The sequence below is a fragment of the Streptomyces sp. NPDC002044 genome, assembly GCF_040296725.1.
Classification (GTDB): domain Bacteria; phylum Actinomycetota; class Actinomycetes; order Streptomycetales; family Streptomycetaceae; genus Streptomyces; species Streptomyces antarcticus.
Genome location: NZ_JBEOXU010000009.1, coordinates 33561 through 58863 on the forward strand (window position 1 = coordinate 33561; position 25303 = coordinate 58863).

The window sequence follows — 25303 nt, forward strand, 5'->3', positions numbered from 1 at the left end:
CGCCCGGGACGCTCTAGAGCGGTGACTCCCAGGTCACCGTCGTGCCCCGCGCCGCCGATTCCGTACGGCCGTCGTCCGAGACGGTCAGGCGGACCCGGGACGGGGTCGCGTCCACCTCCACCTCGATGGAGGCGACCTCGCTGCGGCGGTGCGCCGCGGCGAGGGCGCCGCGCAGGACGGAGAGCAGAGCGCCCGCCACCGGCTCCGGCAGCAGGGCGTCCAGCGGCCCCGCGAAGTGCACCGACGGCTGGAAGCCCAGCAGGACCGCCGCGCCGCCCGTCTCGCGCAGGACCCGCCCCCGGAAGGTCGTCGGGGCGTCGGTCGGCGGCTGCTGGAGGGCGAAGATGGCGGTGCGGACCTCCTGGATGGTGGAGTCCAGTTCGTCGACGGCCCGGGCCAGTTCGTCGCCCACGGTGTCCCCGGCCGGTGCGTTCGAGGACCTCCTGCGGGTGCTCTCCAGCATCATCTCCGTCGCGAACAGCCGCTGGACCACCAGGTCGTGCAGGTCCCGGGCGATCCGGTCGCGGTCCTCGTAGACCGCCAGTTGCTCCCGGTCGTGCTGGGCGTCCGCGAGGACGAGGGCCAGCGCCGCCTGGGAGGCGAACTGCGACGCCAGCAGCCGGTCCACCGCGTCGTACGCCGGCCCGCCACGGTCCCGGGGCAGGGCCAGGGTGCCGATCAGCTGCCCACCGCTCTGCAGCGGCAGCATCATGCTGGGGCCGAAGCGCTCCCGGACGTGGGTGGTCATGCGGGGGTCCGTCGCCGAGTCCTCTATGAAGACCGCCTCGCCGCCGAGGAGTTGTTCCAGGACCGGGAGCCGGGCGCGATGGCCGTTCCCACCAGGTCCCCGGGTTCGCCCTGGGTGGAGGCGGCGACGATCTCCATGCCGCCCTCGGGGGTGGGCTGGAGCACGACGCCGGCCGCCGCGTCCGCCAGCAGCCGGGCCCGTTCGGCCACGCACATCAGCGCGTCCGCCGCGGGGCGTCCGGCCAGCAGGGTCGTGGTCACGGCGGCCGCGCCCTCGATCCAGCGCTCCCGGCGGCGCACGGTCTCGTACAGCCGGGCGTTGCCGATCGCTATGCCCGCCTGCGAGGCCAGGACGCGCAGCAGGGCGAGGTCATCGTCGGTGAAGGAGCCGCCCCCCTGCTTCTCGGTCAGGTAGAGGTTCCCGAAGACCTCGGTGTGCACCCGGATCGGAACGCCCAGGAAGCCGCGCATCGGCGGATGGCCGGGCGGGAAGCCGGCCGACCGGGGGTCCCGGGTGAGGTCGTCGAGCAGCAGCGGGCGCGGGTCGCTGATCAGGATTCCGAGCAGGCCGGAGCGGCCGTCCGGCAGGCGGGGGACGGCGGCCCTTTCCGCCTCGGTCATCCCGGACGTGAACAGCCCGGTCAGCCGGACGCGCTCGGGGTCGATGACCCCGAGCGCCCCGTACCGGGCCCCGCACAGTCCGGTCGCCGAGTCCACGATGTGCTGGAGGGTGGCGTGCAGCTCCAGCTCGGAGCCGACGCTGAGCACCGCCTCCAGCAGGACGGGCAGGCTGGGCTGTTCCCCGTCCCGGCCCGGGGCGCGGGCGGGGTCCCGGCCCGGGGCGGGCTGCCGTCCCGCGTGCGTCATCCGGCCAGCGGGTTGAGAACCATGGGCGCGATCTTCCCTTCGAGCATCGCGCCGAGACCGAGCACGGCGCACACGTCCGGCCGCTCCGCGATGGCGACGGGCATCCCGGTCGCGTCGCGCAGCATCTGGTCCAGACCCGGCAGCAGGGCGCTGCCACCCACCATCATGATCCCCCGGTCCGTCAGGTCCGCGACCAGGTCCGGCGGGCAGTCCCGCAGGACCTTGCCGATGCCGTCGAGGACGGCGGTCAGCGGGGTGAAGATCGCGTCGCGCACGGCGGCGGTGTCCACCTGGACGGAGCGGGCCAGACCGGTGGCCACGTCGCGGCCGTGGATCAGGGTGGAGGCCGGTCCCTCGGCGGTGATTCCGTTGCCGTGCAGGGCCAGCTGGAGCGGCCGGACCGCCTGGCTGGGCAGCATCAGCTCGTGCGCGTGGCGCAGGTGCTGGACGATCGCGTGGTCGATGGCCTCGCCGCCGACCGGGATGCGCTCGGCGGTGACGATCGAGCCGAGGGAGAGGACGGCCACCTGGGTGGCCGCCGCCCCGCACACCATGATCATCGTCGCGGTCGGCTGCTCCACGGGCAGGCCGCAGCCGACGGCCGCGGCGATCAGGGTGTCGACCAGCTCGACGCGCCGGGCGCCGAGTCCGACCAGGGTCTCCACGGTCGCCCGCTGGGCCAGCGGGTCCGCGTCGTGCGGGGTGCAGGCCGCGGCGCGCAGCCGGGGCTTGCGGCGCAGGGCGCGCCGCAGCTTCTCGCCGAGGAGGTGACGCAGCATCCGCTGCGCCATCTCGATGTCGACGACGGTGCCGCCGGAGACGGGGCGTACGACCCGGATGTAGTCGGGCGTACGGCCCGTCATCCGCTCGGCGAAGGTGCCGACGGCGATGAGCGCGCCGGTGCGCGTGTTCACCGCCGCGACGCTGGGCTCGTCGACGACGAGGCCGGCGCCCTTGACGTACACGCGGGTCCTGGCCGCGCCCAGGTCGACGGCGACGTGGCAGCGGCGCAACTGCTCAAGACTGACGGTCACGGCAGATCCTCCCGAGAGCGCTGACGCAAGATGACCGGCGGACCGCCGGTCGCTTCTCATATCATCCCGGGCATATGGGGTGAACCGCCTGTTGGGCTGCTCCGGCCGGGGGTGCCGGGTGCCCGCACGGGGGTGGATTTCTGTACCGACAGACAGCACCATGCGCGCACCGCACGCACTACTCGCGCGTAACAAGGTAAAGGGGGACCTGATGCTGACGGCCCGCCAGAGACTGCTGGCACTTCTGACGCTCTGCCTGGCGCTGCTGGCGCCCTTCGCGGCCCATGCGGCCGACCGGGGCACCGGGAGCACCGCTGACCAGGCATCATCGCGCAATCCGGTGGTCTTCGTCCACGGTTACAACGCCGACCCGGGCGTCTGGGGCTCCCTGCGCGAGGACCTGCGGGCCGCCGGGTACGCCGACTCGGAGCTGTTCTCGTGGGGTTACGACACGCACCGGTCCGTCAACGAGGTCCTCGCCGGCCGGCTCGGCGCGTACGTCGAGGAGGTCCGCCGGCAGACCGGCGCCGCCCGCGTCGACGTCGTCGCGCACTCCTTCGGCTCGCTGGTGAGCCGCTGGTACGTGAAGTTCGGCGGCGGCGCCGCCACCGTCGGCCACTGGGTCTCGCTGGCCGGCCCCAACCGGGGCACCTCCACCGCCTGGGCCTGCGCCCTGTGGGACCAGGCGTGCCGGGACATGACGCCCGGCTCGTACGTGGTGAAGAACCTGAACGCCGGGGACGAGACCCCGGGCGCGGTGAAGTACGCGACGTTCTGGTCCCCGTGCGACGAGGTCGTCAACCCGGACGACAGCGTCCCGCTCACCGGGGCCGCCAACACGACGGTCGGCTGCATCGAGCACAACGACCTGCTGGGCGACGACGCCACCTCGGCGGGCGTACGGGCCTTTCTCGCCTCCTAGGCCGAGGGCGCCTTCAGGGGGCGTCGGCGAACCCGACCCGCTGGAGCAGGCCGTACGTGAACTCCGCCACGCAGGGACGGCCCCCGGCGGTGAACGCGAGGCGCCAGCGGGTCGGCGCGGTGCCCTCCATCGGCCGCGCCGGCGCGAAGGCGCGCGCCACCTCGTCCACCGTCGCCGACCAGGGCAGCAGGTCGTCCGCCGACTCCAGTACGGGACCGGCCGCGCCCGGGGCCCGGACCAGCCACTCGTTCCACACCGCCCCGTCCGGCGCGGCCAGCACCTCGAACCGCAGGTCCGGCCAGAGCGACACCGGCCACAGCAGGGCCTCGCACTCCAGATCGCCGATCCTCCGGCGCTCGGCGGACTCCGCCGGGCCCAGCACCGAGCGGTACCGGGCCAGGGCTCCGCGGGAGCGGGGCGAGCGGATCATGGCCTGCCAGCGCTTGTTGGCCTCGCGCTGCTCCGCCAGCGAGGCGCCCAGCCGGTGCCGGGCCCGGTCGGCGAGGTCGGGCTGGAAGTCGGCCATCCGGCGCAGCAGCACGAGCTGGAAGGCTCCCGGCCCGAAGGGCCCAGGGCGTCCGGGCGGGGTCGCTGTCATGGAGGCCACGATTCCACACAAGATCCTTACGTTCCCGCGTTACGGATGTGACCGGTGACCGCATAGCCTGCGGGCGCCATGAACTACTGCCACGCCTGCCGGAGGCACCTCAACGGCGCACTGGCGTGCGCCGGGTGCGGAACCCCGGCCGAATACCTCGTCCCCGCCGCCCCCGTACCGCCGGGCGCCCCGGGAGCCTCCGATCCCTTCGCCGCGGTTCCGGCCCCGGCCCCCGCCTGGGGTTCCGGCGGGCCGCACGTGCCCGTCGGAGCCCACGCCGACTCCGGCGGAGCCCACGCCGACTCCGGCGGAGCCCACGCCGACTCCGTCGGAGCCCACGCCGACTCCGTCGTCGTCCTGGCGGTCCCGAACGAGCGCCGCCCCGGCGCACGCCGCCGCTCCGCGCACCGCAGGCGCCGCCGGACCGTGCTGAACGTCGGGCTCGGGCTGCTGCTCGCGACCGGCGGCGCGCTCGTGGCGGTCCGGGTGGCCACCGACGGGGAGCGCGCCGACCGTGCCTCCACCGTGGTGCTGACCGACGACTCGGCGCCCGGCGTGCCCGCGCCCGCCCCGAGCGCGCCGACGGCCGCGGCGCCCCCGTCCGGGGCGCCGGGCAAGGCCGCCGCCCCGGCGAAGGCCGCCGGCGGGGGGACGAAGGCGGCCGGTCCCGCGGCGTCCTCCGTGAGCGCGGCGAAGCCGGGTCCGGCGTCGTCGGCGCCCGCGCCCGCCCCGACGGGCCCGTCCTCCGGGACTCCCGACGCGGGGGTCACCGTAAAGCCGGGAACGTCCCTGACGCCGTCGCCCAGCGCCTCCGGGAGCACGAAGCCGCCGAAGCCCTCCGCGTCGGCCAAGCCGTCCCCGACGCCGGCGCGGACCAAGCCCCCGAAGCCGACGCCGACGCCGTGTCACTTCTGGGATCCCTGCTGGTGGGATTAGCCCAGCATCCGCTTGAGCAGGTCCCGCAGGGCCGTCCGTTCCTGTGCCGACAGCCCCGCCAGGGGTTCGCGCGCGAAGTCGAGGGACTCGCGCAGCCGGTCGGCGGTCTGGAGGCCCTCCTCGGTGGGGGCGGCCAGCTTGACCCTGCGGTCCGCCGGGTCCGGGCGGCGCTCGACCAGGCCGCGGGTCTCCAGCCGGTCGACGATGCCGGTCACGTTCGAGGGTTCGCACCGCAGCTTCTGGGCGATCCGGCGCATCGGCAGCGGTTCCAGGGCCAGCAGATTCAGGACCCGGGCCTGGGCGCCCGTGAGCTGGTGGCTCGCGGCCACGTGCTCGTACTCCATGTGGTAGCGGGCCACGACGTCGCCGATGAGTTCGACGACCTCGAGGGTCACTGGGTCTGCGCGACGACTGGGCATGGGACCAGCGTACCCATTTACTTGACAACATGAAATATCCAGGCGCATGGTTGTTTCACGTTGTGAAGCATTTCTTCCGCACCCAGGAGTCCCCATGACCGAGATCCCCGCCGTCAGCCGTGAGTGGCACCTCGTCCGTCGCCCGCAGGGCTGGCCCGTCGCCGAGGACTTCGCCCTGCGCGAGGTTCCGGTGTCCGCCGAGCCCGCGGCCGGCCGGATCCTCGTGCGCAACCTCCACATGTCGGTCGACCCGTACATGCGCGGCCGGATGAACGACGTGAAGTCCTACGTACCGCCCTTCCAGCTCGACGAGCCGATGCAGGGCGGCGCCGTCGGCGAGGTCGTCGCCTCCGCCGCCGAGGGCTTCGCGGTCGGTGACCACGTCCTGCACCACCTGGGCTGGCGCGAGTACGCCGACGTCGACGCGAAGCACGCCACCAAGGTCGACGCGGCCCTCGCCCCGCTCTCCGCCTACCTCGGCGTGCTCGGCATGCCGGGCCTGACCGCCTACGCGGGCCTCTTCGAGGTGGCCTCCTTCAAGGAGGGCGACGCCGTCTTCGTCTCCGGCGCGGCGGGTGCGGTCGGCGGCCTCGTCGGCCAGTTCGCGAAGATCAGGGGCGCCTCCCGGGTGATCGGCTCCGCCGGCTCGGACGAGAAGGTGACCCTCCTCACGGAGAAGTACGGTTTCGACGCCGCCTTCAACTACAAGAACGGTCCCGTGGCCGGGCAGCTGCGCGCCGCCGCCCCCGAGGGCATCGACGTCTACTTCGACAACGTCGGTGGCGACCACCTCGAAGCCGCGATCTCCTCCCTCAAGGTGCACGGCCGCGCCACCCTGTGCGGTGCGATCGCCGGCTACAACGACACCGAGGCCGCACCCGGCCCGCGCAACCTGATGCAGGTCATCGGCAAGCGGCTGCGGCTCCAGGGCATCCTCGTCGGGGACCACGCCGGACTCCAGCAGCAGTTCGTCCAGGACGTGGCCGGCTGGCTGGCCTCGGGCGAGCTGCGCTACGACGAGACGGTCGTCGAGGGCGTCGAGAACGCCACCTCCGCCTTCCTCGGCATGCTGCGCGGAGAGAACACCGGAAAGATGATCGTTTCTTTCACCGGTTAGGCTCACTCCACACCGTCGCGGGCCGTGGGCGCGAGTCGCGACGATCACCAGGAGGATTTTCCTACATGTCCATCCAGCAGTCCGATGTCGCGTACACCGCTGTCGCCACCGCCGAGAACGGCCGTGACGGCCGCGTCGCCACCAGCGACGGGCAGCTCGACGTCGTCGTGAACCCGCCGAAGGAGCTCGGCGGCAGCGGCGCCGGCACCAACCCGGAGCAGCTGTTCGCCGCCGGCTACAGCGCCTGCTTCCAGGGCGCCCTGGGCGTCGTGGCGAAGAACGAGAACGCCGACATCTCCGGTTCCACCGTGACCGCCGAGGTCGGCATCGGCAAGAACGACGACGGATTCGGCCTGATCGTCAAGATCTCCGCCGTGATCCCGAACGTGGACGCCGCCACCGCGAAGGACCTCATCGAGAAGGCCCACCAGGTCTGCCCGTACTCCAAGGCGACCCGCGGCAACATCACCGTCGAGCTCGCCGTCTGAGCCGGCGGCTCCCGCTGATCGCACCCCGCGCACGCCTGAACCGGCGCACGCACGCCTGAAGGCCGCACCCCCGTTCGGGGGTGCGGCCTTCGCCGTAAACTGACCCCCATGCGTGATCTTGCGGGGGGTTTCCGGTATCTGCTGGCCGGCCAGCGATGGGTGTTCGGGCACGGCAGGTGGCTCGGTTTCGGGCTGCTGCCCGGACTGGTGTCGCTCGTCCTCTACACCGCGGCCCTCATCGGGCTCTCCTACGGCGCCGACGACCTGTCGGTGTGGGCGACGCCGTTCGCCGACGACTGGACCGCACCCTGGTCCGGACTCTTCCGCGGCTTCCTGACCGGCCTGGTCTTCTGCCTCGGCCTGTTCCTCGCGGTCGTCACCTTCACCGCCGTGACCCTGCTGATCGGCCAGCCCTTCTACGAGTCCCTCTCGGAGCAGGTCGACCGCAGCGAGGGCGGCGACGTGCCCGAGTCCGGCCTCCCGCTCTGGCTGGAGCTGTGGATCTCGGCCCGGGACAGCGTCAAGGTGCTCGGCCGCGTCCTGCTGTACGGCATCCTGCTCTTCGCCCTGGGCTTCGTCCCGGTCATCGGGCAGACGGTGGTCCCGATCCTCGGTTTCTGCGTCTCCGGCTACTTCCTGACCCAGGAACTCACCGCCGTCGCCCTTCAGCGCCGCAAGGTGGACCTGGCGGAGCGGCTCGTCATGCTCCGGGCGCGGCGGATGATGGTGCTCGGGTTCGGGGTGCCGCTGGTGCTGTCGTTCCTGGTGCCGCTCGTCGCGGTGTTCCTCATGCCCGGCGCGGTGGCCGGGGCCACGCTGATGGCGCGGGACCTGATGGGCGACTCCGGCGCCGACGCCCCGGGGGACCGGCCGGCCGGTGCGCCGGCGCCGCCCGCGGCCCCGCCGGCGCCGCCCGCAGCCCCCGCGACCGGTTTCGGACCGCCGCCGGTCTACTAGGGGGTGTCGTCAAGGTCGTTTCGTACGGCCGCACGGCAGGAACGAGTGTGACGACGCCCCCTGGGGCGTACGGACCCCGGAGCGCAGCAGGGCGATGGCGCCGACCGTGTCCTCGCCGCCGTGGGCGGCCGGGTCGGCGTCCAGCCGGCGCCGCATCAGGTCCAGGTACGGGGCGATCAGCTCGGCGCTGACGCCCTGCTCCCCGGCGGTGCGCAGCAGGGTGCCGCTGGCCGCGACCTGCATGGCCAGGTTGGACACCACCCCCGTGGTGAGGTCCCGCGAGGTGAGCCGTTCGCCGGCGTTGCCGACGAAGAAGCCCATCGCGCCCAGCCATTCGGACAGCAGCGGCGCCAGGTCGTTCGGGGCGATGTCCTCGCCCTCGATCAGCGCGTAGGCGTGCGAGATCCCGGCGAACATCCCGTACATCGCGCTCAGCAGCGCCACGTCGTGCAGGGCGGCGTGCCCGGGGTCCTCCCCGACGAAGCGGGCGCCGGCCGGGACCTCCAGGGCCGCCCGGTGGGTGTCGAAGAGGGCCCGCGAGCCGCTGTAGAAGACGTAGCCCCCGGCTTCGGGGACGCCGATCATCGTCGGGGTGGCCATGATCCCGCCGTCCACGAACCGGGCCCCGCGCTCCGCGGCCCATGCGGCCCGGGCGCGGCCCTCGGCGGGCGTGCCGGTGGTGAGGTTGACCAGGTCCCGGCCGGTGAGGTCCACGTCCTTCAGGACGTCGTCGATGCTTGCGTCGTCCAGCAGGCAGAGGACGACCAGGCCGTTCGCGGCGACGGCCCCGGCGGGATCGGCGGCGACGGTCGCGCCGTCGGCGGCGAGGGCCCCGGCTTTGGCGGCGGTGCGGTTCCAGACGGTGAGGGGGTGCCCGGCGGCGAGCCAGGTGCGGGCGAGGGCGGTACCCATGTCGCCGAGGCCGAGCAGGGTGAGCGGGTGCTTCGTCGTGTGGTTGTCGGTCATGACGTTTAGCCTGGTGGCAGGCCGTGAGACGCTCAAGTACGCACTTCGGGGTGGGTGGTTACCCCGAGGTGAGCGAACAGGTGGGAGGGGTGCGCGATGGCGGTGACGCGAAGGCCCGGCGCGGATCACTGCGGGATCGCCGCGGCGATGTCCGTGATCGACGGCAAGTGGAAGGTCTCGCTCCTGTGGGAGCTGGAGCAGTGCCCGCGCCGCTTCGGTGAACTGCGGCGGCTGGTCCCGGGGGTGTCGGAGAAGGTGCTCGCCGCCCAGCTGCGCGAGCTGGAGGCCGACGGCATCGTCCACCGCGAGGTGTACGACGAGGTCCCGCCGCGCGTGGAGTACTCGCTGACGCCGCTCGGCCAGGACCTGAACGCCGCGCTGGAGGCGCTGGGGCAGTGGGGCGCCAAGCACCTGCTGGCCGACTCGGCGTAGCGGGGCCGCGCGCGGGCCGGCCGGGCGGGTCAGCCGGGCCGGCGGCCGGGTTCCGGGGCGCCGAGCAGGGCCAGGAACGAGCGGAACGCGGCGGGCATGTCCACCGACTCCGGGGCCAGCAGCCACTGGTACTGCAGGCCGTCCATCACCGCGGTGAGCAGGGGCGCGACCTGATCCGGGGTCAGGCCCGAGGGGAGCCGCTCGCCGTACTCGGCGCGCAGCACCGCGGCCATCTCGGAGCGGACCTGTGCGTAGCGCTCGGTGAAGAACTCCCGCGCCGGGTGCCCGTCGGTCACGCTCTCGCCCAGCAGCGCCGAGAAGGTCTGCACGATGCCCGGGCGCATGGCGTTGTACTCCACCAGCGACGCGAGCAGGTCCAGGCGCCAGGGCCCGGCCGCGGCGCGCGAGCCACCGCCGGTGTCCCACCGGTCGCGCTCCTCCAGGACCGCGACGAGCAGGGCGTCCTTCGTCGGGAAGTAGTGCAGCAGCCCCTGCTGGGTCAGGCCCACGCGCTCGGCCACCGAGGCCAGCGACGCGCCCCGGTAGCCGCGCTCCGCGATCACCTCGACGGCCGCGCGGACGATGTCCCCGCGCCGTTCCTCGCTCCTCGCCCTGGCCATCGCCCGGTCCCTCTCCTCGTTCACAGCCGCCAGCAGGACCGTACGGCATCCCGATGTCACGAATGCATCACGAACCCTACCGTTCACCAGGCATCGGGTCCACGATGGGGGCGACGCACCGCACGACCGCACGCACCGCACAACCGCACGCACCGCACAACCGCACGCACCGCACCCCACGCTCCCAACGCACTCAACGAGGAGGCACGGCCGTGACCGATGCCGATCAGGTCCGCGACGACCAGGCCCGCGAAGACGCCGTAGAGGCGGCGCTCGACAAGCTGGACCTCGACACCAAGGCCGGGCTCCTGGCCGGCCAGGACATGTGGTCCCTGCCCGCCGTCCCAGAGATCGGGCTGAAGTCCCTGGTCATGTCCGACGGCCCCATCGGGGTGCGCGGCGTGCGCTGGACCGCCGACGACCCCTCCGTCGCTCTGCCCTCCCCGACCGCGCTCGCCGCCGCCTGGGACCCCGCGCTCGCCCGCCGCGCCGGCCGGCTGCTCGCCCAGGAGGCGCGTCGCAAGGGCGTCCACGTCCTCCTCGCGCCCACCGTGAACCTGCACCGCTCCCCGCTCGGCGGCCGTCACTTCGAGTGCTACTCCGAGGACCCCTACCTGACCGGGGCGGTCGGCAGCGGCTACGTGAACGGCGTCCAGGACGGCGGTGTCGGCACCACCGTCAAGCACTTCGCCGGAAACGAGGCCGAGACCGAGCGGTTCACCGTCGACTGCGTCATCGACCCGCGCCCGCTGCGCGAGCTGTACCTGGCCCCGTTCGAGGCGATCGTCGCCAACGCCCACCCCTGGGGCATCATGACCTCCTACAACCGGGTCAACGGCACCTCGATGACCGAGAACCGGTACCTGGTCAACGAGGTCCTGCGCGCCGAGTGGGGCTTCGACGGCTACAACGTCTCCGACTGGATGGCGGCCCGTTCCACGACCGGTGACATCGAGGGCGGCCTCGACGTGGCCATGCCCGGCCCCGCCACCGTCTACGGAGCCGCCCTCGCCGAGGCCGTGCGCGCCGGGGAGGTCCCCGAGTCCTCCGTCGACGCGGCCGTCCGCAACGTCCTGCGCCTCGCCGCCCGCGTCGGCATCCTTGAGGGCGCCCCCGCCGCGGTCGCCGAGCCGCCGTCCGGCATCGACGGCCAGGCCCTGGCCCGGGAGCTCGCCGCCCGCGGTTTCGTGCTCGTGCGCAACGAGGACGGCGCCCTCCCGCTCGACACCTCCGCCGGACGCACCGTGGCCCTCATGGGGGCCGCCGCCCGCGACGCCCGGGTCCTCGGCGGCGGTTCCGCCACCGTCTTCCCCGAGCGGATCGTCTCCCCGCTGGACGGCCTCACCGCCGCGCTCCCGCAGGGGGCGCTGACCTTCGCGGTCGGCGCCGACCCCTCCGAGGAACTCGTCCCCGCCGACCAGGGCTTCGGGCTGCGCGCCGTCTGCCGCGACGCCTCCGGCGCCGTCCTCGGCGAGGGCAGCCTGCCGTCCGGCCAGGTCCAGTGGATCGGCGAGGACCTGCCCGCGGGCGCCGCGTACGACACGATGGCGAGCATCGAGGTCACCGGTACGTTCCTGCCGCGCGAGAGCGGCGACCACGCCTTCGGCACCCGCGGGCTCGGCGCCTTCACCCTCGCCGTCGGCGGCGAGACGCTCTGGGAGGGCGTCCAGGAGATGGGCGACGAGGCCGACCCGTTCGAGGCGTTCTTCGGCGCCCCCAGCGAGCGCGGCCGCGCCACCCTGACCGAGGGGGAGCCCGTCGAGGTGTCGCTGACCTACCAGGTCCCCGACATGACCGCGCTGCCCCTCAAGGCGATCATGTTCTCGCTGCTCCACCTCGCCCCGCAGCGCGACGCCGACGAGCTCATCGCCGAGGCCGTGGCGGCCGCGCGCGCCGCCGACACCGCCGTCGTGGTCGTCGCCACCACCGAGCGCGTGGAGTCCGAGGGCTTCGACCGCCGTGACCTCGCCCTCCCGGGCCGCCAGGACGACCTGGTCCGCGCGGTCGCCGCCGCCAACCCGAACACCGTGGTCGTCGTCAACGCGGGCTCCCCGGTCGAGCTGCCGTGGCGCGAGGACGTGGCCGCCGTCCTGCTGACCTGGTTCCCGGGCCAGGAGGGCGGGGCCGCGCTGGCCGACGTGCTCCTCGGCGACACGGAGCCCGGCGGGCGCCTGCCCACCACCTGGCCGGCCCGGTTCGCCGACGCGCCCGTCACCGAGGTGCTGCCCGTCGACGGCCGCCTGGAGTACCGCGAGGGGCTCTTCGTCGGCTACCGGGCGTACGAGAAGGAGGGCATCGTCCCCGCCTACCCCTTCGGGCACGGCCTCGGCTACACGGACTGGGCGTACGAGTCGCTGGAGGCCACCGCCGACACCGTCCGGGTCCGCGTCACCAACACCGGCACCCGGCCCGGCCGCGAGGTCGTCCAGATCTACCTGGCGCCCCGGGAGGGCTCGGACGGCGGCGCGCCGAGCGCGGCCGTGGAGCGTCCGGCGAGCTGGCTGGCCGCCTTCGCGGGCGTCGAGGCGGGCCCCGGCGAGAGCGTCGAGGCCGAGATCGGCCTGCCCGCCCGGGCCTTCGAGATCTGGGACGAGCCCGCCCGCGGCTGGCGGCGGATCGGCGGCGCCTACGAGGTCCGCGCGAGCCACGCGCACGGCGACACCCGGCTGACGGCCACGATCGACGTCGCGTGACGCACCGGCCCGACACACCGGCGGGACACCACTAGTCCGGATTGGCCGGAAAACACCCAAGAACCGGACCGGGAGCGGGCCCTGACACCCGCTCCCGGTCCTCCCGCGTCAACGCGGCGGATCGGCCGCCGTCACCTGGCGGTGCGCCAGTTCCGCGAGCCGCGCCTGACCCTCCCGGCCCGGGTGGAACCAGTCCCAGCGGCTCAACTGCTGCGCGTCGAAGGGGTACTGGAACACCGCTCCGCCGTCGTAACGGCACAGCGGGTCCTTCGCGCAGACCTCGCGCAGCACCTCGTTGTACTCGACCACCCGCGCCCGCACCTGTTCGCGCCGGGTGGTCGCCCCCGAGCCCGCCGACAGCGGGTCGGCGAGCATCGACTGACAGATGCCCAGCTTCCAGACCTGGCGGACCATCGGGAGATCCTTGCCCTGCTCCCACAGCCGCTGGAGGTCCGGCACGCTGGAGACGTACACCTGGGAGGCGGGCGACGCGGCCCGCAACCCGGCGAGCGCCTGCTCGAAACCGGACCGGAAGTCCGCCACCGGCGTCATCGACGAAACGGTCGGACGGCAGGCGTCGTTGGAGCCGACCATGACCGTGACCAGCCCGGGCCTGTTCACGGCGGCTTCCGCGAGCTGCCCCGGCAGGTCCGCCATCCGGGAGCCCGTCACCGCGTGGTTCCAGCTGCGGGCGGGCGCCTGGGCCTCCCCGAGCAGCCGGGTGGCCAGCGAGCGGACCGCGGGGTCGTTCCCGGTGGCCCAGGACACCTCCGGGCAGTCCGCCAGGACCGAACAGGCGTCGAAACCGCGCGTGATGGAGTCGCCCACGGCCGCGACCGAGGCGGGCGCCGTGTTCCAGCGCGGCGCCGACTGCGCCCCGCGCTCGCCCCCGTCCCGCGACCCGCCCGGGCCGCACCCGCCCACCGCCCCGCCCAGCAGGACCGCCACCGCCGCCGCGCCCGCGAAGGTCCGGCGCGCGCGGCGGCGCGGAGCGGTGGTGCGCATGGGTGGGGTCCCTCCTCGTCGCCCCCTTCGTCGTACGGGGACGTCCTGCTGGGTGAATGCTCTGTGATGACCGGCCTTGGAGCGACCGTACGTCACACCGCGACCCCTGACGCACGGTAGCTTTTTCCCGTGGTGTTTCGGCCGCAGGTTCCGTAGCGCAATGTCAAAAAATTTCCGTTACATTACATCACGTCACATACTGTCCGTTTTCTGGAGTTTTATTCCCGACCTCGTCCCAGACTGGAGGTCCCGGTGACGACACGTGGAGTTCTGTACGTGCATTCCGCGCCGCGCGCGCTCTGCCCGCACGTGGAATGGGCTGTTGCGGGCGTACTCGGGGTGCGGGTGAACCTCGACTGGATCAGGCAGCCCGCCTCCCCCGGTACCTGGAGAGCCGAGTTCTCCTGGCAGGCCGAAGCCGGCACCGCCTCGAAACTCGCCTCCGCCCTGCGCGGCTGGCACCTGCTGCGCTTCGAAGTGACCGCGGAACCCTGTCCGACCGCCGAGGGGGAGCGCTACAGCTCCACCCCGGAACTCGGCATCTTCCACGCCGTCACCGGCATGCACGGGGACATCCTGATCCCCGAGGACCGGCTGCGCGCCGCCCTCGCCCGGTCCGCGCACGGCGAGACCGACCTCGAGGCGGAGATCGCCAAGCTGCTCGGCAAGCCCTGGGACGACGAACTGGAGCCCTTCCGGTACGCGGGCGAGGGCGCCCCGGTCCGCTGGCTCCACCAGGTCGTCTAGCGGCCGCGGCCGGCACGCGAAAGGCCCGCCCGGGATCCCCGGGCGGGCCTTTCCTGTCCGGCCGTACTAGACGGTGCGGAACGCCAGGGTGACGTTGTGCCCGCCGAAGCCGAAGGAGTTGTTGATCGCGGAGATCGGGCCGTCGGCCGGCAGCTTGCGCGGCTCGCCGCGCACGATGTCCGCGTCGATGTCGTCGTCCAGATCGTCGATGTTGATCGTCGGCGGGGCCAGCCGGTTGTACAGCGCCAGCACGGTCGCGACGGTCTCGATGCCGCCCGCACCGCCCAGCAGGTGACCGGTCATCGACTTGGTGGCGGAGATCGCGATGTGGTCGAGGTCGTCGCCCAGCACCTTGCGCAGCGCCTTCAGCTCGGCCGTGTCACCCTGCGGGGTGGACGTGGCGTGCGCGTTCAGGTGGACCAGCTCGGCCGGGTCCAGGCCCGTGTTGTCGAGCAGGTTCTGCACCGCGGCCGCGACACCGCGGCCGGTCGGCTCCGGCTGCGCGATGTGGTGGCTGTCCGCGGACAGGCCCTGGCCCAGCACCTCGCAGTAGACCCGGGCGCCGCGCGCGGCGGCGTGCTCGGCGGACTCCAGGATCACGACGCCCGCGCCCTCGCCGAGGACGAAGCCGTCACGGCCCTTGTCGTACGGGCGGGAAGCCTGCTCGGGGTGCTCGTTGTTCTTGGACATCGCCATCATGTTGGCGAACGCGGCGATCGGCAGCGGGTGGATCGCCGCCTCGGTACCGCCGGCGACGACCACGTCGGCGCGGCCGGTACGGATCATCTCGACGGCGTAGCCGATGGCTTCGGCACCGGAGGCGCAGGCGCTGACCGGGGTGTGCACGCCCGCGCGGGCGTTGACCTCCAGGCCGACGTTGGCCGACGGGCCGTTCGGCATGAGCATGGGAACGGTGTGCGGGGAAACCCGGCGCACGCCCTTCTCCTTGAGTACGTCGTACTGGTCGAGCAGGGTCGTCACGCCACCGATGCCGGAGGCGATCACGGTACCCAGGCGCTCGGGAACGACGGCCGGGCCGGCGTCCTCGCCGTCCGCGGCCTCGGTGCCCGCCGGAGCGGTGAAACCGGCGTCGGCCCACGCCTCGCGGGCCGCGATGACGGCGAACTGCGCCGAGCGGTCGAGCTTGCGGGCCAGCGGCCGGGGCAGGACCTCACTCGGGTCCACGGCGGCACGGGCGGCGATGCGGACCGGGAGTTCGGCGAAGCGCTCGCCCTCCAGGGGCTTCACGCCCGAACGGCCGGCGAGCAGACCTTCCCAGGTCGAAGCGCTGTCGCCACCCAGCGGAGTGGTTGCGCCGATACCGGTGACGACCACGGTGCGATTGGTCGGGCTCACAGGAATTCTTTCTCCACGTCTCAGGGGGTGCTGAATTGTCACGGCGCCACCGCCAGGTGGCGACAAACGCTCGTCAGGCTCAGGCCTGGTGCTTCAGGATGTAGTCGGCGGCGTCGCCGACCGTCTTGAGGTTCTTGACGTCCTCGTCCGGGATCTTCACGTCGAAGCGCTCTTCGGCGGCGACGACGACCTCGACCATGGACAGGGAGTCGACGTCGAGGTCGTCGGTGAACGACTTCTCGATGGCGACGTCCTCGGTGGGGATGCCGGCGATCTCGTTGACGATCTCCGCGAGTCCTTCGACGATTTCTTCCTGGGTGGCGGCCATGTGGCGCTCCTTCTCAGTAACTGGGTGTACGGACCGGAATGCGCATCCCGGTCCTAGGGGAGGGTAACGACCGTCGCGGCGTAGACGAGTCCCGCCCCGAAGCCGATGACGAGCGCGGTGTCGCCGCTCTTCGCCGCTCCGGTCGCCAGGAGCCGCTCCATAGCGAGCGGGATCGAGGCGGCCGAGGTGTTGCCGGTGGTCTCCACGTCACGGGCGACCGTGACGTGCTCCGGCAGCTTCAGAGTCTTCACCATCGAGTCGATGATCCGCATGTTTGCCTGGTGCGGAATGAAGACGTCCAGGTCGTCCGCGGTGATTCCGGCGGCGTCGAGCGCCTGCTGGGCCACCTTGGCCATCTCGAAGACGGCCCAGCGGAAGACCGCCTGGCCCTCCTGCGTGATGGCCGGGAACTTCTCGCCGCCGCCCTTGCCGAGGTACTCGTCCCACGGCACGGTCTGCTTGATGGTGTCGGACTTGTCGCCCTCCGAACCCCACACCGTGGGGCCGATGGCCGGCTCGTCCGAGGGGCCGACGACGACGGCGCCGGCGCCGTCGCCGAACAGGAAGGCCGTCGCGCGGTCCTCCAGGTCGGTCAGGTCCGAGAGCCGCTCCACGCCGATGACGAGGACGTACCGCGCCGAGCCCTCCACCACCAGGCCCTTGGCCAGGGTCAGGCCGTAGCCGAAACCGGCGCAGCCGGCGGAGATGTCGAACGCGGCCGGCTTGCCCGCGCCGATCCGGTGGGCGATCTCGGTCGCGATCGCCGGGGTCTGCTTGAAGTGCGAGACCGTCGAGACGATCACGGCCCCGATCTGCTCGGGGGAGACACCGGCGTCGGCCAGGGCCTTGCCCGAAGCCTCCACCGACATCGTGGCGACGGTCTCCTGGGGCGAGGCCCAGTGCCGGGTCGCGATGCCGGAGCGGGAGCGGATCCACTCGTCGGACGAGTCGATCGTCTCCAGGATGACCTCGTTGGGCACCACGCGGGTCGGGCGGTAGCCGCCGACCCCGAGGATGCGGGCGTACGGGGAGCCCTTGGCCGGCTTGATCTTGGACATGCTGTGTGGGCTCCTTCTCTCAGACCGACTGCTCGGCGACGAGCGCCGCGGCCTTGTCGAGATCGTCCGGGGTCTTCAGCGCCACGCTCGGCACACCCTTGAGCGCGCGCTTGGCCAGACCCGTCAGCGTGCCGCCGGGGCACAGTTCGACGATCCCGGTGACGCCCAGCTCGGCGAACGTCTCCATGCACAGGTCCCAGCGGACCGGGTTGGCGACCTGGCCGACCAGGCGGGCGACGACGTCGGCGCCCTTGGTGACGACGAGGCCGTCCTTGTTCGACACGTACGTCAGCTCCGGGTCCGCCGGGGAGAGGGCCTCGGAGGCCTTCGCCAGCGTGGCGACCGCGGGAGCCATGTGGTGCGTGTGGAAGGCGCCCGCGACCTTGAGGGCGACGACCTTCATGGAACCTTCGGGCTTCTCCGCCACCAGGGCGGCGATCTGCTCCGTGGTGCCGGCGGCGACGATCTGGCCCGCGCCGTTGATGTTGGCCGGGGTCAGGCCCAGCTTCTCCAGATGGGCGAGGACCACGTCCTGGTCGCCGCCGAGGACCGCGGCCATGCCGGTCTCGGTGACGGCGGAGGCTTCGGCCATCGCCAGTCCGCGGGTGCGGACCAGCTGCAGCGCGTCCGTCTCGGACAGCACGCCCGCGTACGCGGCGGCGGTGATCTCGCCGACGCTGTGGCCCGCGACGGCACCGAAGGCCGTACGGGAGCCGAGCGCGGCGGCGGACAGCAGACCCGCGGCGACGAGCAGCGGCTGGGCCACGGCCGTGTCGCGGATCTCGTCGGCGTCGGCGGTCGTGCCGTAGTGGGCAAGGTCGAGCCCGATGGCGTCCGACCAGGCGGCGACGCGGTCAGCGGCGCCGGGCAGGTCGAGCCAGGGAGTCAGGAAGCCGGGCGTCTGAGCGCCTTGGCCGGGAGCGACGAGTACGAGCACCCTCACACTCTCTCTTGTTGGAGGCCCCCGCCGCCCGTGGGGACAGGGACGAAGAACCGTCGGGGTAATTGTTGATGTCCGACAAAAGTCTAGGACTGAGGATCGCCGTCGGCCAGACGCCCGAGGATCAGGGCGATCCGCAGGGTGAACGCGGAACGGACATCGGAGGGTGACCATCCGGTGACATCGGTCACACGTCGGAGCCGGTAGCGCACCGTGTTGGGGTGCACGAACAGCATCCGGGCCGCTCCTTCCAGGCTGCTCGCCTGCTCCAGGTAGACGCTCAGCGTCTCCAGCAGCGCCGACCCCGCTTCCTCCAGCGGTCTGTAGATCTCCTCCACCAACTGCTCGCGCGCGGCGGGATCGGAGGCGATCGCCCGCTCTGGAAGGAGATCGTCCGCCAGGACCGGGCGCGGGGCGTCCTGCCACGCCGTGCAGGCCTTCAGCCCGGCCGCCGCGGCCTGCGCGGACTTCGTCGCGTTCAGCAGGTCCGGCACCACCGGGCCGGCCACCACCGGACCGGCCGCGAACGGGCCGATCAGGGACTTCGCCACCTGCATCGGGTTGTCGCTGCCGCCCGCGATGACGACGAGCCGGTCGCCGAGGACCCCGGTGAGGACCTGGAGCTTGTGGTGGCGGGCCGCGCGCCTGATCGCCTCGACGGTCAGCTCGCTGTCGCCCTCCGGAGCGGTGCCGAGCACCACGCACACGTACTCGGGCGAGTTCCAGCCCAGCGCCGCCGCCCGCGACAGCGCGCCCTCGTCGGCCTCGCCGGACAGCACCGCGTTGACCACGAGGGACTCCAGCCGGGCGTCCCACGCCCCGCGCGCCTCGGCGGCCTGCGCGTACACCTGAGCCGTCGCGAAGGCGATCTCCCGGGCGTACACGAGCAGCGCCTCGCGCAGGATCGACTCGTCGCCCGGGGCCGCCACCTCCTCGATCGCGGTCTCCATGACCTCGATCGTGGTGCGGACCATCTCGACGGTCTGGCGCAGCGTGATCGCCCGGGTCAGCTCGCGCGGAGCCGTCCCGAAGACATCGGTGGAGATCGCCTGCGGGGTCTCCGGGTGCCGGAACCACTCGGTGAACGCGGCGATGCCGGCCTGTGCGACCAGGCCGATCCACGACCGGTTCTCCGGGGGCATCGCCCGGTACCACGGCAGGGTCTCGTCCATCCGCGCGATCGCGTTGGCCGCGAGCCGGCCGGAGGACTTCTCCAGCCGCCGCAGGGTCGCTACGTGCGGGTGGGCGGGTACGGGATGCGCGGGATGGGTCGCGGGGGAATGCTCACGTTCGGGTTGAGGCACGTGACAAGACTGCCTTATCGGCGGGGCCGAGCGGAGTCCGGTCCCGTGCCGGGCCCGCGCCCGGGGGCTACCGTGGCCCTCATGATCGATGTACGCCGCGGCGCCGACCGGTACGAGGGCGGGGACGCGCCCGCCGGAATCACCACCCGGCACGCCTTCTCCTTCGGGTCCTTCTACGACCCGGACAACCTGCGCTTCGGCCCCGTCCTGGCCTGCAACGAGGAGACCCTCGCCCCGGGCGCCGGATTCGACGAGCATCCGCACAGCCACACCGAGATCGTGACCTGGGTGGCCGAGGGCGAGCTGACCCACCAGGACAGCACCGGCGAGAAGGGCCTGGCCGGGCCCGGGGACGTCCAGCGGCTCAGCGCCGGCGCCGGGGTCCGGCACGCGGAGCGCAACGACGGCGCGCGGCGGCTGCGCTTCGTACAGCTCTGGCTCGCGCCGCTCGCCGCGGGCGGCACGCCCTCGTACGAGCTGGTCCGGGGCCTCGCCGACGGGACCCCGTACGCGCTCCCCGCGGCCGGAGCCGTCCTGCACGTCCGGCGGCCCGGCGCGGGCGAGCGGGTGGCCGTACCGGCGGCGGGGCGGGTCTACCTGCACGTGGTGCGCGGGGACCTGCGGCTGGACGGCGAGGAGCTGGGGCCGGGGGACTCGGTGCGGATCACGGCGGAGCGGGGCCTGGAGGTCACCGCCGGATCCCCGGGGGAGCTGCTGATCCTGGAACTGCCGTAGCGGCCGGGACCGGCGAGACCCGACAGGGACGGGCGGGGACGGGCAGAGGCGGGCGGGGACGGGCTACGCGCGGGCCGCGGCGAGCTCGGCGAGGACCCCGTCGGTGAACGCGGGCCAGGCCGACACGGCCCACGGTCCGAAGGCGCGGTCGGTCAGCGCCACGCACGCGGCGCCCGCGTCCGGGTCCACCCACAGGAAGGTGCCGGACTGGCCGAAGTGCCCGAAGGTGCGGGGCGAGGAGGTGGCGCCCGTCCAGTGCGGGGACTTCCCGTCGCGGATCTCCAGACCGAGGCCCCAGTCGTTGGGGGACTGGTGCCCGTAGCCCGGCAGGACGCCCTTGAGGCCGGGGTGGACCACGGAGGTGGCCGCGGCGACCGTGCGGACGTCGAGCAGCCGGGGGGCCTGCAGCTCCGCCGCGAACCGGACGAGGTCGGCGACGGTGGACACGCCGTCCTTGGCGGGCGAACCCTCCAGGGTGCTCGACGCCATGCCCAGCGGCTCGAAGACCGCCTCGTGCAGGTACTGCGCGAAGGGGATGCCGGTGGCCTTCGCGATGTGGTCGCCGAGGACCTCGAAGCCGGCGTTCGAGTACAGTCGGCGCTGCCCGGGCGGGGCCGTCGCGCGGTGCTCGTCGAAGGCCAGGCCGCTGGTGTGCGCGAGCAGGTGACGGACCGTCGAGCCCTCGGGCCCGGCCGGCTCGTCCAGCTCCACCGCCCCCTCCTCGTACGCCACGAGCGCGGCGTACGCGGTGAGCGGCTTGGTGACCGAGGCCAGGGGGAAGCGGTGGTCGAGGGGGCCGTGCGCCCCGGCCAGGCTCCCGTCGGCCCGGACGACGGCCGCCGCCGCGGCCGGCACCGGCCAGCTCTCGATGATCCGCAGGCTTTCCATGCTGTTCACGGCCTCCACGCTCTCCATGCGGCCGAGCCTACTTGCTTGGAGTGCACTCCAAGGTTTTAGCGTGGAGGCATGAGCCAGAGCCTGACGCAGACGCGGTACACGATCAGCGAGGTCGAGGCCCGGACCGGTCTGACCCAGCACACGCTGCGCTGGTACGAGCGGATCGGCCTGATGCCGCACGTGGACCGCTCCCACTCGGGCCAGCGCCGCTTCAGCGACAAGGACCTCGACTGGCTGGCCTTCGTGGGCAAGCTGCGCGCCACGGGGATGTCGGTGGCGGACATGGTCCGCTACGCCGGGCTGGTCCGCGAGGGCGGGCACACGGTCGACGAGCGGCGCGAGCTGCTGGAGCGGACGCGGCGCGAGGTGCGGACGCGGATCACGGAGCTGACGGACGCGCTCGCGGTTCTGGACTACAAGATCGACATGTACGCGGCGAAGCCGGCCCCGCACCACGCGGTGCCGGCGGACTCCGCCCCGATGAACGCGACTCCGGTGAACGCGGTCGCGGGGAAGGTACGGCCATGACAGAACACGGCACCACCATCGACCGGGTCGCACTCGGCAAGGGAGGCCCGCAGGTCGGCGTCCAGGGCCTCGGCTGCATGGGCATGAGCGAGTTCTACGGCGACACCGACGAGGCGGCGGCCCGGGCGACCCTGGAAGCGGCGCTGGACGCCGGCGTCACCCTCATCGACACCGCGGACGTATACGGTCGCGGGCGCAACGAGGAGTTCCTCGCGCCGTTCGTGGCCGCGCACCGGGACGGGATCACCCTGGCGACCAAGTTCGCCATAGAGCGCACCGACGACCCGCACTACCGGGGCATCCGCAACGACCGGGCCTACGCGCGCCGGGCCGTCGAGGACAGCCTGCGCCGGCTCGGCGTGGACGTCATCGACCTGTACTACATGCACCGCCGTGACCCGGCCGTGCCGCTCGCCGAGTCGGTGGGCGCCATGGCGGAACTCGTGAGCGAGGGCAAGGTGCGCCACCTCGGACTCAGCGAGGTCACCGGCGCGGAGCTGCGCGAGGCGCACGCCGTGCACCCGATCGCGGCGCTCCAGTCGGAGTGGTCGCTGTTCAGCCGGGACGTGGAACGCAGCGCGGTCGGCGCGGCCGCCGAGCTGGGCGTGGCCTTCGTCCCGTACTCCCCGCTCGGGCGCGGGTTCCTCACCGGCGCCTTCGCCGACGCGGGCACGGACCTGCCGGCGGGCGACTTCCGCGTCCACCAGCCGCGGTTCACCGGCGACAACGCGAAGGCCAACGCGGAACTGCTGGCCCCGGTACGGGAGATCGCCCGGACGCACGGGGCCACCCCGGCGCAGATCGCCCTGGCCTGGGTGCAGGGGCGGGCGGCCGTGCACGGGCTGACCGTGGTGCCGATCCCGGGCACCCGCAAGCCGGAACGGCTCGCGGAGAACGCGGCGGCGACGCGGATCACCCTGACGCAGGCGGAGCTGGCGCTGCTGGAGCCGATCGCCGGCCGGGTCGCGGGGGACCGCTACCCGGACATGAGCTCCACCTCGGCGGCCCGCGAGGGCTGAGGGGCCGGCGCGGCCGCGGCCCGTACCGGGGTCATCGCGGCCGGGAACCCCGGCCCGGGCCGGTGGTCCTACCGGGACTCGGCCGCGAACCGCTCCCGCAGCGCCGCGTACTCGGCGTCCGTGAGCAGGCCCGCGCCGTACAGCTCGCTCAGGTGGCGCAGCCGGTCGTCGCCGGAGCCGGACCGGGGCACCGAGGCGACCGGGGTGCGGCCGGGCAGCGCGGCGAGGACGGCCGCGGCGAACGGCAGGGACTCGTGCACCGCCCCGCAGCCCACGCCGAAGACGGCGGCGGCGAGGTCGTGGTCCGGGCGCGGGTCACCGGGGGCGTCCCGCAGGAGCAGCCGCAGGTGGCCGCCCGAGCCACTGGGGGAGACCCACTCGACCCCGGCGAGGGCGGCCAGCGGGTACCGCTGGTCGCCCGCCTTCCACTTGGTGCCGGTGGCGCCCGTACGGGACCACTGGAAGGTCACCGCCGAACCGTCGAAGCCGACCCGCGCGTCGTACGCCTTCAGCTGGACCGGGGGCTGCGCCGCGCCGACCAGGAACTCCCCGGCGGGCTCGGCGGCGTCGGGGCCGAGCCGGGCGCGCAGGGCGTCGGCGAAGCCCTCGGCCCGCGCCGCCCGGTCGGCCGGCAGCACCAGCCGGTAGGGGTCGCAGGACTCCCGCAGCTGCCCGTCGGCGGCCTCCATCAGCGGATCGGCGCCCGGCCGGGGGAGGGCGCGCAAAACCACCGTGTTCCGCTTCCCCGCGGTCACGGTCAGCCCCGACACCGCTTCGAGGGGGATTCGGCGCGAGCCGAGAGCATGCCAGAGTCGTGGTGTCCTGATCCCCCGTGCGAAGCGGATGAGCACCGAGTCCGAGTCGAACTCCCAGACGGCATGGTTTCCGGCCAGTACGTCACCCATGCGGCACATCGTAGAGGGCGGCGCCCCCGCACGTCCCCCTTGGTACGGAGTCCGTTTACCGGGGCTCTACGCGCGTCCGTCCCGCCCGGCTCCGGAAATATCACTCCGGCACGCGTCGTCCCCGGTCCCGCAGACAACGGAATCGAACATACCGGTTCCGATCTTCGCGAAGTTCTCCACGGAGCCCGTCCCTGGCGCGAAATAGCCGGTGTGGGTCCTGGCCCCGGCCGAGGACAGCAGCCGCGCGCCGAACTCCGGGGACACCGGATCGGCCCCGTGGCCCAGCCCGCCGAACTCCAGGTGCGGTACGTCGGCGATCCAGTCGTCCTCGTCGCGGGTGGCCCACACCCGGGCCGAGGTACGCAGCCCCCCGACGTTCTCCGCGCGCATCCCGGGGCTCCCCAGCACCACCACGTCGGTGACCCGGCGCGGCAGCGCGTGCGCGGCGACCCCGCACACCACCGACCCGTAGCTGTGGCAGAACAGCGCCACGCTCGCGTTCCCGGGCAGCGCCCCGGCCAGCGCGTTGAGCCGGACGGCGCCGTCCACGGCCATCCGGCCGGTGGCGGCGTCCATGCCGACCCCGGTCGGCGCGGTGTAGCCGGCCCAGGCGATGACCGCGGTGCGGCTGCCGGGCGCGGCGGCGCGCTGGGTCTCGTACAGGGACTCGGCCATGCCGACGGGGGCGGCGAACCGGCGCTGGGTGCGCTCGAAGGTGATCAGGTCGGTGTCGACGCCCGGCACGACCACCGAGACCCGGCGGGCCCGGTCGAGGTCGCCGAAGACCTCGGCGACGCGGCCGCCGCCGGTGGGGTCGAAGGAGAGGATCTGCCGGCCGGGCTCGGAGAGCGAGGCGAACCGGTGCGCGCGGCGGGTGGCCGCGGCCCGGTCGGCCGGGGTGAGCGCCACGTCGTGGCTGCGGGCGCTCTCGACCTGCTCCGCCTGCGCCAGGCCGCGGAGGTTGGCCTGGTAGCGGACGGCGGTGGGCACCCCGCCGAGGTTGCCGACCACGAGCGGGTACCCCTCGGCCAACCGGGTCCGCTGGGCGCGGTCCAGCCCGGTGAAGAAGCGGGCGACCGTCCGTACGGGTGCGTCCGCGGCCGGTACCGGGCGGCCGTCGATCCTGGCCTGCGCCCAGGCGGCGAGGGCCGCGGCCCGCAGGGGGGTGCCGCCCTCGGGGCGGTGGACGGTGGTCCAGCCCGTGGTCGCCAGCATGACGAAGACCACCGCGAGCGCGAGCAGGATGCGCAGTGCGGCGGGGCGCGGGTCGGCGCCGTGAGCGGCGTGGAGGGCGGGGCCGGGCAGTTTCACTGAGACCAGCGTAGGAGAACCCCCGGGGCTACGGCGTGCGGGGTGACGGGATTCACGGCCGACCGTGGGGATGAAAGGGGGCGGGCGGGGCAAGTGCTGTGATCAGGTTCGGGTCGGGTCTGCTCGGGTCTGCTCGGGTCTGCTCGGGTCAGGCCGGGTCAGCTCCGCGTACCGGGCGGAGTGGTCCGCCAGTCCGCGGCCAGGGCCGGGCCGATCTGGTCGAGGTACGCCTCGGTCATCCGCCGGATCGCGGCCACGCTGGCGTCCTCGCCCTGGCCCCACAGCCGCCCGGTCACCCGCATCACACCGGAGAACGCGGCAGGTGAGGACCGGCGGACAAGGGGTCTTGGGCCCGCCGACTACTTCCCTGGGGA

25 protein-coding genes and 2 pseudogenes are annotated in these 25303 nt (G+C 73.4%); 11 read left to right on the top strand and 16 right to left on the bottom strand.

The window, feature by feature from the left end; translation table 11 throughout:
- Positions 1-13: 13 nt before the first annotated feature.
- Positions 14-1614, bottom strand: a pseudogene (locus ABT106_RS04220) (GAF domain-containing sensor histidine kinase).
- Complete coding sequence (locus tag ABT106_RS04225) at positions 1611-2648, bottom strand: rod shape-determining protein (RefSeq protein WP_351272023.1); 1038 nt, start codon at positions 2646-2648, stop codon at positions 1611-1613. Before ABT106_RS04225 ends, ABT106_RS04220 begins: the two are co-directional and overlap by 4 nt.
- Before the next feature lie 211 nt (positions 2649-2859).
- On the opposite strand from ABT106_RS04225, the gene ABT106_RS04230 reads away from it, so the two are divergent.
- Entirely contained in the window at positions 2860-3570 is a 711-nt protein-coding gene (locus ABT106_RS04230) for an esterase/lipase family protein (protein ID WP_351272026.1), read from the top strand.
- Positions 3571-3583: 13 nt separating this feature from the next.
- On the opposite strand, the gene ABT106_RS04235 is transcribed toward ABT106_RS04230, so the two are convergent.
- Positions 3584-4168, bottom strand: a complete 585-nt coding sequence (locus tag ABT106_RS04235) for a hypothetical protein (protein ID WP_351272029.1) — start codon at positions 4166-4168, stop codon at positions 3584-3586.
- Positions 4169-4246: 78 nt separating this feature from the next.
- On the opposite strand from ABT106_RS04235, the gene ABT106_RS04240 reads away from it, so the two are divergent.
- Complete coding sequence (locus ABT106_RS04240; RefSeq protein WP_351272032.1) at positions 4247-5104, top strand: SCO2400 family protein; 858 nt, start codon at positions 4247-4249, stop codon at positions 5102-5104.
- Here ABT106_RS04240 and ABT106_RS04245 read toward each other — a convergent pair.
- A complete protein-coding gene (locus tag ABT106_RS04245) occupies positions 5101-5523 on the bottom strand; it encodes a MarR family winged helix-turn-helix transcriptional regulator (RefSeq protein ID WP_351272035.1) in 423 nt (140 codons plus the stop codon). The two genes, ABT106_RS04240 and ABT106_RS04245, sit on opposite strands and share 4 nt — an antisense overlap.
- Before the next feature lie 94 nt (positions 5524-5617).
- Here ABT106_RS04245 and ABT106_RS04250 point away from each other — a divergent pair, with 94 nt between their 5' ends.
- The 3 genes from ABT106_RS04250 (at position 5618) to ABT106_RS04260 (ending at position 8085) form a co-directional block, all read left to right on the top strand.
- Positions 5618-6640 (top strand): NADP-dependent oxidoreductase, encoded by a 1023-nt coding sequence (locus ABT106_RS04250; RefSeq protein ID WP_351272038.1) that lies wholly within the window; start codon positions 5618-5620, stop codon positions 6638-6640.
- Positions 6641-6705: 65 nt separating this feature from the next.
- Complete coding sequence (locus ABT106_RS04255; protein WP_031150783.1) at positions 6706-7128, top strand: organic hydroperoxide resistance protein; 423 nt, start codon at positions 6706-6708, stop codon at positions 7126-7128.
- A 108-nt stretch (positions 7129-7236) separates the two neighbouring features.
- Positions 7237-8085 (top strand): EI24 domain-containing protein, encoded by an 849-nt coding sequence (locus ABT106_RS04260; protein WP_351272042.1) that lies wholly within the window; start codon positions 7237-7239, stop codon positions 8083-8085.
- 9 nt (positions 8086-8094) lie between these two features.
- Here the strand turns inward: ABT106_RS04260 and ABT106_RS04265 are convergent, their stop codons facing one another.
- Positions 8095-9051, bottom strand: a complete 957-nt coding sequence (locus ABT106_RS04265) for an imine reductase family protein (RefSeq protein ID WP_351272045.1) — start codon at positions 9049-9051, stop codon at positions 8095-8097.
- A 96-nt stretch (positions 9052-9147) separates the two neighbouring features.
- Here ABT106_RS04265 and ABT106_RS04270 point away from each other — a divergent pair, with 96 nt between their 5' ends.
- Positions 9148-9483 (top strand): winged helix-turn-helix transcriptional regulator, encoded by a 336-nt coding sequence (locus ABT106_RS04270; protein WP_351272048.1) that lies wholly within the window; start codon positions 9148-9150, stop codon positions 9481-9483.
- 29 nt (positions 9484-9512) lie between these two features.
- On the opposite strand, the gene ABT106_RS04275 is transcribed toward ABT106_RS04270, so the two are convergent.
- Complete coding sequence (locus ABT106_RS04275) at positions 9513-10103, bottom strand: TetR/AcrR family transcriptional regulator (protein WP_351272165.1); 591 nt, start codon at positions 10101-10103, stop codon at positions 9513-9515.
- Positions 10104-10315: 212 nt separating this feature from the next.
- Between ABT106_RS04275 and ABT106_RS04280 the strand changes: the two genes are divergently transcribed.
- Positions 10316-12796: a glycoside hydrolase family 3 protein gene (locus tag ABT106_RS04280; RefSeq protein WP_351272051.1), complete on the top strand. Its 2481-nt coding sequence runs from the start codon at positions 10316-10318 to the stop codon at positions 12794-12796.
- Positions 12797-12904: 108 nt separating this feature from the next.
- Here the strand turns inward: ABT106_RS04280 and ABT106_RS04285 are convergent, their stop codons facing one another.
- Positions 12905-13801 carry an SGNH/GDSL hydrolase family protein gene (locus ABT106_RS04285; RefSeq protein WP_351272054.1) on the bottom strand — a complete coding sequence of 299 codons (897 nt, stop codon included), beginning with the start codon at positions 13799-13801 and terminating at the stop codon, positions 12905-12907.
- 252 nt (positions 13802-14053) lie between these two features.
- Here ABT106_RS04285 and ABT106_RS04290 point away from each other — a divergent pair, with 252 nt between their 5' ends.
- The gene (locus ABT106_RS04290) at positions 14054-14548 is read left to right on the top strand and encodes a DUF3145 domain-containing protein (protein WP_033225979.1); all 495 of its coding nucleotides are present in this window, start codon (positions 14054-14056) and stop codon (positions 14546-14548) included.
- A 66-nt stretch (positions 14549-14614) separates the two neighbouring features.
- On the opposite strand, the gene ABT106_RS04295 is transcribed toward ABT106_RS04290, so the two are convergent.
- The 5 genes from ABT106_RS04295 to ABT106_RS04315 all read right to left on the bottom strand — a co-directional run bounded on the left by ABT106_RS04295 (position 14615) and on the right by ABT106_RS04315 (position 19534).
- Positions 14615-15904 (bottom strand): beta-ketoacyl-[acyl-carrier-protein] synthase family protein, encoded by a 1290-nt coding sequence (locus tag ABT106_RS04295; protein ID WP_351272058.1) that lies wholly within the window; start codon positions 15902-15904, stop codon positions 14615-14617.
- A 79-nt stretch (positions 15905-15983) separates the two neighbouring features.
- A complete protein-coding gene (locus ABT106_RS04300; RefSeq protein ID WP_030009997.1) occupies positions 15984-16232 on the bottom strand; it encodes an acyl carrier protein in 249 nt (82 codons plus the stop codon).
- A 53-nt stretch (positions 16233-16285) separates the two neighbouring features.
- Positions 16286-17290 carry a ketoacyl-ACP synthase III gene (locus ABT106_RS04305; protein ID WP_351272061.1) on the bottom strand — a complete coding sequence of 335 codons (1005 nt, stop codon included), beginning with the start codon at positions 17288-17290 and terminating at the stop codon, positions 16286-16288.
- A 19-nt stretch (positions 17291-17309) separates the two neighbouring features.
- On the bottom strand, positions 17310-18227 hold the full coding sequence (locus tag ABT106_RS04310) for an ACP S-malonyltransferase (RefSeq protein WP_351272064.1): 918 nt from the start codon (positions 18225-18227) through the stop codon (positions 17310-17312).
- An 89-nt stretch (positions 18228-18316) separates the two neighbouring features.
- Positions 18317-19534: a PucR family transcriptional regulator gene (locus ABT106_RS04315; protein WP_351272067.1), complete on the bottom strand. Its 1218-nt coding sequence runs from the start codon at positions 19532-19534 to the stop codon at positions 18317-18319.
- Positions 19535-19615: 81 nt separating this feature from the next.
- On the opposite strand from ABT106_RS04315, the gene ABT106_RS04320 reads away from it, so the two are divergent.
- Positions 19616-20269, top strand: a complete 654-nt coding sequence (locus ABT106_RS04320; RefSeq protein ID WP_351272070.1) for a pirin family protein — start codon at positions 19616-19618, stop codon at positions 20267-20269.
- A 63-nt stretch (positions 20270-20332) separates the two neighbouring features.
- Here the strand turns inward: ABT106_RS04320 and ABT106_RS04325 are convergent, their stop codons facing one another.
- Positions 20333-21157, bottom strand: a complete 825-nt coding sequence (locus ABT106_RS04325) for a serine hydrolase domain-containing protein (protein WP_351272168.1) — start codon at positions 21155-21157, stop codon at positions 20333-20335.
- Between the two features lie 78 nt (positions 21158-21235).
- Between ABT106_RS04325 and ABT106_RS04330 the strand changes: the two genes are divergently transcribed.
- A complete protein-coding gene (locus ABT106_RS04330; RefSeq protein ID WP_351272073.1) occupies positions 21236-21694 on the top strand; it encodes a MerR family transcriptional regulator in 459 nt (152 codons plus the stop codon).
- Positions 21691-22713 carry an aldo/keto reductase gene (locus ABT106_RS04335; protein WP_351272076.1) on the top strand — a complete coding sequence of 341 codons (1023 nt, stop codon included), beginning with the start codon at positions 21691-21693 and terminating at the stop codon, positions 22711-22713. Before ABT106_RS04330 ends, ABT106_RS04335 begins: the two co-directional genes overlap by 4 nt.
- A gap of 68 nt (positions 22714-22781) precedes the next feature.
- Here the strand turns inward: ABT106_RS04335 and ABT106_RS04340 are convergent, their stop codons facing one another.
- The 3 genes and pseudogenes from ABT106_RS04340 to ABT106_RS04350 all read right to left on the bottom strand — a co-directional run.
- Positions 22782-23618, bottom strand: a complete 837-nt coding sequence (locus ABT106_RS04340) for a DUF4429 domain-containing protein (RefSeq protein WP_351272079.1) — start codon at positions 23616-23618, stop codon at positions 22782-22784.
- A 66-nt stretch (positions 23619-23684) separates the two neighbouring features.
- Complete coding sequence (locus tag ABT106_RS04345; protein ID WP_351272171.1) at positions 23685-24833, bottom strand: alpha/beta hydrolase; 1149 nt, start codon at positions 24831-24833, stop codon at positions 23685-23687.
- A 254-nt stretch (positions 24834-25087) separates the two neighbouring features.
- Positions 25088-25249: pseudogene (locus ABT106_RS04350) on the bottom strand (TetR family transcriptional regulator); the annotation flags it as partial.
- Between the last annotated feature and the right edge of the window lie 54 nt (positions 25250-25303).